This window comes from Photobacterium proteolyticum (assembly GCF_001939735.1).
GTDB lineage: Bacteria > Pseudomonadota > Gammaproteobacteria > Enterobacterales > Vibrionaceae > Photobacterium > Photobacterium proteolyticum.
This window is the reverse complement of record NZ_MJIL01000073.1, coordinates 1-8,119: the sequence shown is the minus strand read 5'-3', so window position 1 is coordinate 8,119 and position 8,119 is coordinate 1. Positions and strand designations below refer to the sequence as shown.

Annotated in this window: 5 protein-coding genes and 1 pseudogene; 1 reads left to right on the top strand and 5 read right to left on the bottom strand. The window is 43.0% G+C overall.

From position 1 onward, the window contains the following. Positions 1–615: 615 nt before the first annotated feature. The gene (locus BIT28_RS12955) at positions 616–1,491 is read right to left on the bottom strand and encodes a hypothetical protein (RefSeq protein WP_075764324.1); all 876 of its coding nucleotides are present in this window, start codon (positions 1,489–1,491) and stop codon (positions 616–618) included. Between the two features lie 916 nt (positions 1,492–2,407). Between BIT28_RS12955 and BIT28_RS29545 the strand changes: the two genes are divergently transcribed. Next, on the top strand, positions 2,408–4,090 hold the full coding sequence (locus BIT28_RS29545) for a methyl-accepting chemotaxis protein (protein ID WP_075764322.1): 1,683 nt from the start codon (positions 2,408–2,410) through the stop codon (positions 4,088–4,090). A gap of 81 nt (positions 4,091–4,171) precedes the next feature. Here the strand turns inward: BIT28_RS29545 and BIT28_RS12945 are convergent, their stop codons facing one another. From BIT28_RS12945 to BIT28_RS29945, 4 genes and pseudogenes are all read right to left on the bottom strand, one after another. Next, complete coding sequence (locus tag BIT28_RS12945; protein ID WP_075764320.1) at positions 4,172–4,633, bottom strand: MarR family winged helix-turn-helix transcriptional regulator; 462 nt, start codon at positions 4,631–4,633, stop codon at positions 4,172–4,174. After that, positions 4,605–5,615: a DUF2955 domain-containing protein gene (locus BIT28_RS12940; protein ID WP_075764318.1), complete on the bottom strand. Its 1,011-nt coding sequence runs from the start codon at positions 5,613–5,615 to the stop codon at positions 4,605–4,607. The genes BIT28_RS12945 and BIT28_RS12940 overlap by 29 nt, the downstream gene beginning before the upstream one ends. A gap of 18 nt (positions 5,616–5,633) precedes the next feature. Beyond that, positions 5,634–6,683 carry an HlyD family secretion protein gene (locus BIT28_RS12935; protein ID WP_075764316.1) on the bottom strand — a complete coding sequence of 350 codons (1,050 nt, stop codon included), beginning with the start codon at positions 6,681–6,683 and terminating at the stop codon, positions 5,634–5,636. Between the two features lie 352 nt (positions 6,684–7,035). After that, positions 7,036–7,594 (bottom strand): annotated as a pseudogene (locus BIT28_RS29945) (methyl-accepting chemotaxis protein); the annotation flags it as partial. Positions 7,595–8,119 lie beyond the last annotated feature (525 nt).

Sequence of the window (8,119 nt, the reverse complement as noted above, 5' to 3'; positions counted from 1 at the left end):
GTAGAGTACCAAAACCGATGGCCAACCGAGTTTTGACTTTTAAATTCGATAGAAAATTCAAAGTTAATCCCTGGATTTAATATTATGTGTTGAGACGAAAATGTTGTGATGGGCTAGTTACTAGCTAGCACTCATTTTTGTATATTATTGAACGCTCTAGAATGTCACACTTAACCTTTCGTCAACACAAAAAGCGTCAGCATATCTTGCAAAAAATCAATTTAGGGGTATTTTCATTTGGTTTTTATATGCAACTTCGGCCTAATTCTTAAAGTCGTTGGATTTACTTGTGTTTCCGTTATTGACGATGACTGGCCACATTAACAACTCAAAAGCTTTACTGAGTAGCAACTGAAGGAAGCGCTATTAGAGAAAGCCGGCCAATGGAAGGCTGACCACAACAAGGAAAACTTCCAGCAAGCGATGGGTGCTCTGAGTGACTATTTCGAGGCGCAGTACCTGACCTATAAAAGCGAAAGTGCCGAACGGCTGATGCCGAAATATAACGATTAGTATCAGTGATTCGGTTATTGAATCAACCTGTCAGTTTCGACTAGAGCTGACAGGTTGTGCTAATTCATTTTCCCTTTACTATAATGATCGAAAATTAGTTTTTCATTTAGGTATAATAAGTCCCGAGCCGACTGGGATGTTCATTTTGTTACAATGGTTTTCCCCTTTGGGGTTGGTAAAATTAAAGTCTACAAATGCCAGGCATTTCAATTCTAATTCAGCTTCTTCTAGAAAACGCATGACAGGACTACCCTCTTTAGGGTTTGATTTAACATAATCGTAAACCTGTGAGATAGATAAAACACTTCGGGGAGCTAAAGAGGAAGCATCAACCGATTTAATATTGTTAACAGATAGAATTTTCGTTAGGTCAAGCCACTTACTCTTAGTTGTTGCCTCAAAGTTATATAGAATTGCATCTCTAATTGGTGCCATATAACCTACGATTCTTGCGTATTCTCTGGTGTTAATATCTTCTTGATATTCTAAAGTTCGAATTAATTTCTCTCCTCCATGTAAAGGTCTGGCACTAGGACGAAGGGCATTTATTTTACTATCTACTACCAGATTATATCCATACTCTAATATGTCAGGGTTAACATTGTGTTCATCACCTAAACGAACTAGTGGGGTGTTCGTTCTTCGGCTTGTTAAACCAAAAGACCAAAGTTTCTCTAGCTCCTGTTGGGTTTTGATAGTTGATGTGTTTTTTATACCTTCATGATTGGTATAAGTGCAGCCAACAGAAAGTAATATAGACATAACCAATGAAAAAAGTGATATTGTTTTCATGAAATACCTTTGTATAATTTTTGAACTTAATAAAATAAAACTCAAGATGATATTTAATTCAATAATGGAAAAACAAATGCCAATTAAGCCTTTTAGATACTTACCTTTTGCATCTTTAAATGATATTTTTTTCGTCCATAAAGAAATATTTAGTTTGCTTTCCTCGAGAGAAAACTTTGTAGCCATCGCACCACTCCCATACCCATACGTTTCCTCTAAGGTGGTAAACACCGTAAGGGTTAGATGACTTTGATTTTACAAGTTGAACATGCCCCTTATGCGGGGGGGGTACCCTGGTCCTTCAATATTTACTCAGGCGACTCCTTCATTGTCCGTTCCATCTGATGTTGCGAAAACAAAATCCTTTCCTCCCGAAGCGTCATTCGCCACTGCGCTAGAGTTAGTAAACTATAGTCCTAATTTTTATGTTACATTAATTTAAGTTATACGATTAATAATAACTTTAATTATGTAATGATATGAAAATATTTGTAAATGCTTCGTAAAATAAAGTCATGGGCTGTTATTGATGAATTCCACTTGTTTGAATAAACAATGCTCTCAAACTTCAGCTGGTTTATTTTCCTCTTCAGTGCATTTTATTCTTACAGTATTTCTAGATATCAATGAGTAAGATACATCGTGTTACACACATTTTCCTAAATTACGTGCTACATGGTTGAAATTTACTAACGCCTGGAAGACTTACTGTGTTTTACGGCTACATTTAATTGTGGGGAAAATAATCACACTCTTTATTTTCACTTTTTTTTCATGTTAAATGATAAATAATGAGAAGGGGTGTTATGACCTTACTAATAAGAATTGTTTATGTATGATTATTATTTGTGTCATTAGATACTATATATCGTTCGGTTTTAATTATGTAAGCTTTTATTCTAGGGAAGTAATAACATGATTTTACTCTTTACTTATTAAGCTTTATAGGTGTTTGGTTTTATATAATTGTTGGCAGGAAAAACAGTTTTTTATCTTGGCGAAGTAATAAGTAAAAGGGAGTAGGCCCCCAAATAACATAAAAAGTAATTTGTTCACTGAGGATTCTATGCATTTTATAAAAAACCTAAGGATTGCGAATAAAATGCTGATTTTAGTCGGCATTCTACTAATGCTGATGATGTGTATTGCTGGATATGGATATCTCAAGCTGTCGCAAATTGGAGAAGAGCTGAAAAGTATCACTTCTGAGGATATTCCCCTCACGGATATAGCCACCGTTATAGCCATTCAGCAATTAGAGTCTGCCATTTTAGTTGAGCGGACGCTACGAAATGCGGGCCTAAAAGATGTCGATACAGAAGGTAACTTGACATTGTTCAGGCACAATTTTTCAGCCATGAACTTGACGATTAATAATAAGCTAGACGAAGCAGAAAAGCTGCTTGCACAGGCTACGAAGCATGCAACGTCAGAGCGATTAAAGGAAGAAGAACAGTCGTTGAGTGTTAGTTTGCAGCAGTTACGTTCTCAATATTTACAGTATGAACGATATGTTGATGATTTAATAAATCAGGTTGAACTAGGTAACTATGATGAGGCTGTTAATCGGCTTGCGGCTCTTGAGTTTAATCAGGAGAAAATGAACAATAATCTGGAGCTATTCCTTGTCGATGTAGAAGCGTTGACTAAGAATGCGCTACTGATTGTTGAAGAGCATGAACATGCGGCGATCATCGGTATGATTGCCATTGGGCTAATTGCTATTCTTTTTGGTGCAGCTTGCGGGTACGGGTTTACCATTACAATTACCCGCCCTCTGAAACATGCAGTAGATGCGTCCGATAAGATGGCCGATGGCGACTTTCGAGTTAATATTGCTGCTGATTCCAATGATGAAATCGGCCAATTGTTAAAAGCCATGAACCACATGGCCAGAAAGTTGGAACTGACCATTGTGCAAATTCTACAGTCTTCTGATCTTATTGCTGCTTCTGCAGCAGATATGGCTGCTGCCACAGAACAGACCACTCACTCTATGAATGCTCAACAGCTAAATACTGAGCATGTCGTCTCAGCGATGACAGAAGTGTCTACAACTGTTCAGCAAGTTGCTGATAATGCCGCCAGTACATCCCAGCTAACAAAGACTGCTAGCGAAGACGTTCACAAAGGAAGCCTGGTCGTCGCGGATAATCAAAAAACTGTAGCTGGGCTGGTTAGCCAGGTCCAGAATGCATCTGACAAGATCAACGAGCTAAAACAGGAAAGTAATAATATTGGTGATTTCGTTACCAGTATCAATGAAATAGCAGATCAGACAAACCTCTTGGCGCTGAATGCTGCTATTGAGGCTGCACGGGCAGGGGAACAGGGAAGGGGATTTGCAGTTGTCGCGGAAGAAGTTCGTTCTCTGGCAATGCGAACTCAGGGCGCGACTTCACAGATCCACAGACTGATTGGACAGTTGCAAAATAGAGCCACATCAGCTGTAGAGGTTATGGATCTTAGTCGGAAGATGGTAGAAGAGAGTTCAGAAAAAGCAGCAATTGCCACTGGAACGCTGCAAATGCTAAATCAGTCTGTCGATGCTATAAATAGTAAAAGTATGGAAGTCGCAACTATTTGTGAACAGCAATCTGTCGCTTCTGAAGAGATCAACCAGAGTATTGTAAGCATTAGCCAATCAGGGAGAGATGTACTTGGTGGTGCAGAACAAACCTCAAGTTCTGGTCAGCAATTGGCTGAGTTGGCTGAAGAGTTAAGAGAATTGATGCGGCAATTTAAAGTAAAAAATAACTGTTCTAAAGCGAGAGAGACATATTAAATGATAAAGTTTGTGTAACCCTCAATGGAAATTGGCGGTTAACAACTCCCATGACCGCCAAATACCACAAACGCTTTTAGATTAATCGCTGCCAAGAATAATGTCATCCTGGATAAGTTTTTTGCACAACCCCATCAGGAGTTGCTGTTCGTCAGCGGTTAAGGGCGAGTAGTAAGCCGCGATGACTTGTTGCAGACACTGGTTGGCCTTTTCTTTGACTGTTGCCCCTTTTTCAGTCAACGCTAAATACCGGGCTTTTTTGTTGGTTTCACTTTTATGCGCTTCGATAAGGCCACGTTTAATGCAGTTATCGACCAGGCGCTTAATAACAGAACGTTCGCGATGTAAAGCCTCGGCTAATGTCTGTTGCGGCACTTCACCCAGGTGGGCCAATACACGAAGCGCACCCAACATCTCTAATGTGATCTCAAACTCCGCCGTCAGTGCCTGATTGGCCAACGTGCGAAATTGTTTATACGCGAGTCCCATCATAAACGAGGTACTGCTATCCAACTCAGGAATGGCGGTGATGCTTTCGGTCATAGTTGCCTTGTGATCGTGTTAACTGATGAAGAATGAACAATATACCTAAAGTTACCGTGAGTTCCCATGCACGCAGATAGGTACTTTCCAATCCTAACGATGTGTTGCCCATATACAGTTGAATAGGCAGCATAGTGGCTAATAAAGCATCGGCATGGATATCGCGAGATGGTCCTTGCGCTGTTGCCATCCAGTTGGCGAGTAGAAAGACCAGGCAGCCCAGTCCGAGGGCATAAAAACCGACGGTGCTCTGGTGACCGGCCATGACGAAGGCAAAAACAACAGCAAGCGCACACCCGCCTACCTGTGTGATAAACCGGCGCTCGACGACTTCCCGGAATTTATCCCGGCTAAACTGGGTCGCTGCTGCAATGACAGGCACCATACAAAAGGTGGCTGAGATTAAGTCCACCATCATGAGAAATGCCACCCCGGTTCCGATTAATCCCATGGAGACGAAACGATGCTGATAGCTCACTGATTGGGCTTTAAATGCCGGTGGCTTTCCTCTCTTTTCCTGGGGGAAAAGGTAAACCATGGCTTTTGTGACCACAGTGGTGACCGCCATTGAAATCAAGATTTCGTGAATGCGCATCGGCATATCGGAGACGGTATGTTGCGAAAACACAATGATCAATATCCAGTTAAATGTCGGCATCAGCATGGCGCCTAATTTCGCGGGGGTATTGGCACGGCGACGCATCCAGTCGAAAAAGATGAGGCTAATTGTCCAAATGATAAAAGGGTGATCGTGAAACACTTCAGACACTAGCAGGGCACAAGACGCCGCCAGGAGTGTCGGTAAAAAAGTGTTAAACAGCCCCAGCCATGAATAATCCTTACCCTTGGTCATTACAATGGTCGGATACAGCGCCAAATATACCGGTGAATCAAGCTGGAGTAATTTCCCTGCCAGCATACACAGGGTGATGGTGAAGGTGACTCGTAATGTTTCGTTGGTGTGTGCATTTTTAATAAACATATTGCCAGCACCCACTGCTTAGTAAATGTAACGGAACCAGGAAACCAGTTTGATCCAGGCGTAACCGACAGCATCGATAACACCCCAGCCGTTTTCTACGATGACACTGGCGCGTGAACCTGCAATCAGGGCCGCGTTTGCATTATCAACGTGAATGCGGGTGCGAATTTTCTGTTGCTCACGGATCCATCGGGTGTCGTTGGTGACGGTGGATAGTTGGTTTGTCGGGTTGGAGGCATCAAAAATAGCCCTATCATGGTTGATCACTGTCCCTTCGAACACATGGCCGGGAAGTGCATCGAACGCGATCCAGACATGGGCCCCGGCTTGTAAGTGGGACATGCCTTTTTCGTTGAAGTCTGCGCTTAGCCAGCTGCTTGCTTCGTTAACGAGAAATAAAGAGACACTGCCTTTACTGATATAAGTGCCCGACTGTAGCTGTAAGTTACTGATCGTGCCGGCAGTTAAGGCGACAACATCGGTGCGGGAAAGGTCGAGTTTTGCTGTCGCCAGTTTGGCTTCGGCCAATTCGATCGCCGCATTTTTCTTGTCGTTAGACAGCTCGGCTTTAATGCGCAGTATGTCGGCATTGGCAACTTCTACGGCGCTCTTGGCAACACGGGCATTCATGCGAGCGTCATCAAAGTCTTGCTGAGTGATCAGACCTTTGCTCAGTAGCTTCTGATAGCGGGTATATTTGATATTTGCGTTATGCCATTCCACGTTACGCTGGGCCAGGGCCTGATTCGAAGACTGCAGCTCCTGCCATTTGGCAGAGTTGGCTTCCTGAGCCTGATGAAGCTCGGCTTCTGCCTGGCGTACGGCAAGTTCATAAGTGTGCTTATCAATACTGAAGAGAAGATCACCCGCATTTACATGCTGGCCATTCTCTACATTGACGGAAGTAATCACACCAGAGACTTCGGGCGCGATGTAAGCAATTGTTTTATGAAGGGTGGCTTGTGTTGTGAATGGTGAAACGTTATCTGAACTCACTAGAAAAGCGGAAAACCCGACCGTCACAGCAAGTACAGCATAAATAGCGTATTTATAAATCATGTCTTTCATATATTGCTGCCCATACAACAAAAATTGGTAAGCGGGAGTGTATTTAATTTTTGTTGCTCTGGCAACAAAAATAATAGAGCTTTACCATGTGATGTTTTATATGGGACATTATTAACTGGCAAAAAAGCTTGTAGGTGGGGGAGCAGTTTAGTAGGAGAAACGTTGTCTCCACTTGAGTAAAAACAACAGTAAAAAGTGTGGTATCAGCTAAATTGAATGTGAGGTTCATGAGGCGGATATCACCTAGCAGACCGATTTTGAGCCAATATAAATAAAAAATCCCAGCCAATTGTGCTTGGCTGGGATTTTCGAGTTGTTATCAGCTCAGATTAAATCTGTTCGCTTAAAATGCTTAATCAACCTTGAAGTAACTGACTTCTTCTTTTAGCTCAGTGGCAAGCTGATTCAAAGAGTTGACTGCTTTCTCATTGCTTTGCATAGAGGCGATCGAGTCTGTCGACATTGTCGAGACTTGATCCATTGCATCAGCGATATCACTGACCACACTCACTTGCTCTGCAGTTGCTTTGGCAACTTCTCGGATACTGGTCAATGAATCTGAAGCTTGTTGTTCGATACTGGCAAGTAGATCTGTTGCTTTGGTGGTTTGTTGTTTACCGTTTTCGACTTGTGGCTGGGTGGTCTCCATCGCCGTGACACTGGCAGCCGTTTCCGATTGAACTTCGGCAATCATAGATTCAATTTGCGAGGTTGCTTCGTTCGTCCTCTGGGCCAGTTGGCGCACTTCATCGGCAACAACGGCAAAACCGCGTCCCGACTCGCCAGCACGGGCAGCTTCAATGGCAGCATTTAGGGCAAGCAGGTTGGTTTGTTCTGATATGCCGCTAATAACATTAATAATGCCACCGATTTCTTTAGTTCGAGACTCTAACTGCTTAATTTGCTCGACTNTTTCCTGAGCGGCAATCGAGACTAGTTCACGGCCTTGAACGGCATTCTCTGCAGTCATTGCCGAGTTGTTTTCTGTGAGGCTGGCAATTTGAGAGACTTGATCGATGCTGTGGCGCATGTCATCCAGTTTGTGCGCGGTCTCTTGGGTTAGAGTCGCTTGCTGATGAGCGGCTTCCAGTACTTGAGATGAGCCTACTGAAACTTCATTTACCTGCAAGGAGAGGTTTTTAGATGCGGTAATAATATTGCGGACAATTTGTATGAGCTTGGCGCACATGTCTGTTAGGGAGTGCAGGATGCTGCCGAGTGGACGCTGCTGATCTTTGTATGTCAGATCGCCCTGTGCCATCGCCTTGATGGCTTGTTCAGCTTCGAAAGGTTCGCCGCCCAAAGAGGACTGAAAACTGCGCTCAATGATCACACCAATCAGTACCGAAATCGCTAGGGCAAAAATGCTGAGCCACAGCATCAGCTCTTGGAACCCGCCAGCTACCATACGCGCTTCCGGTGTTAACTCTTGGTTT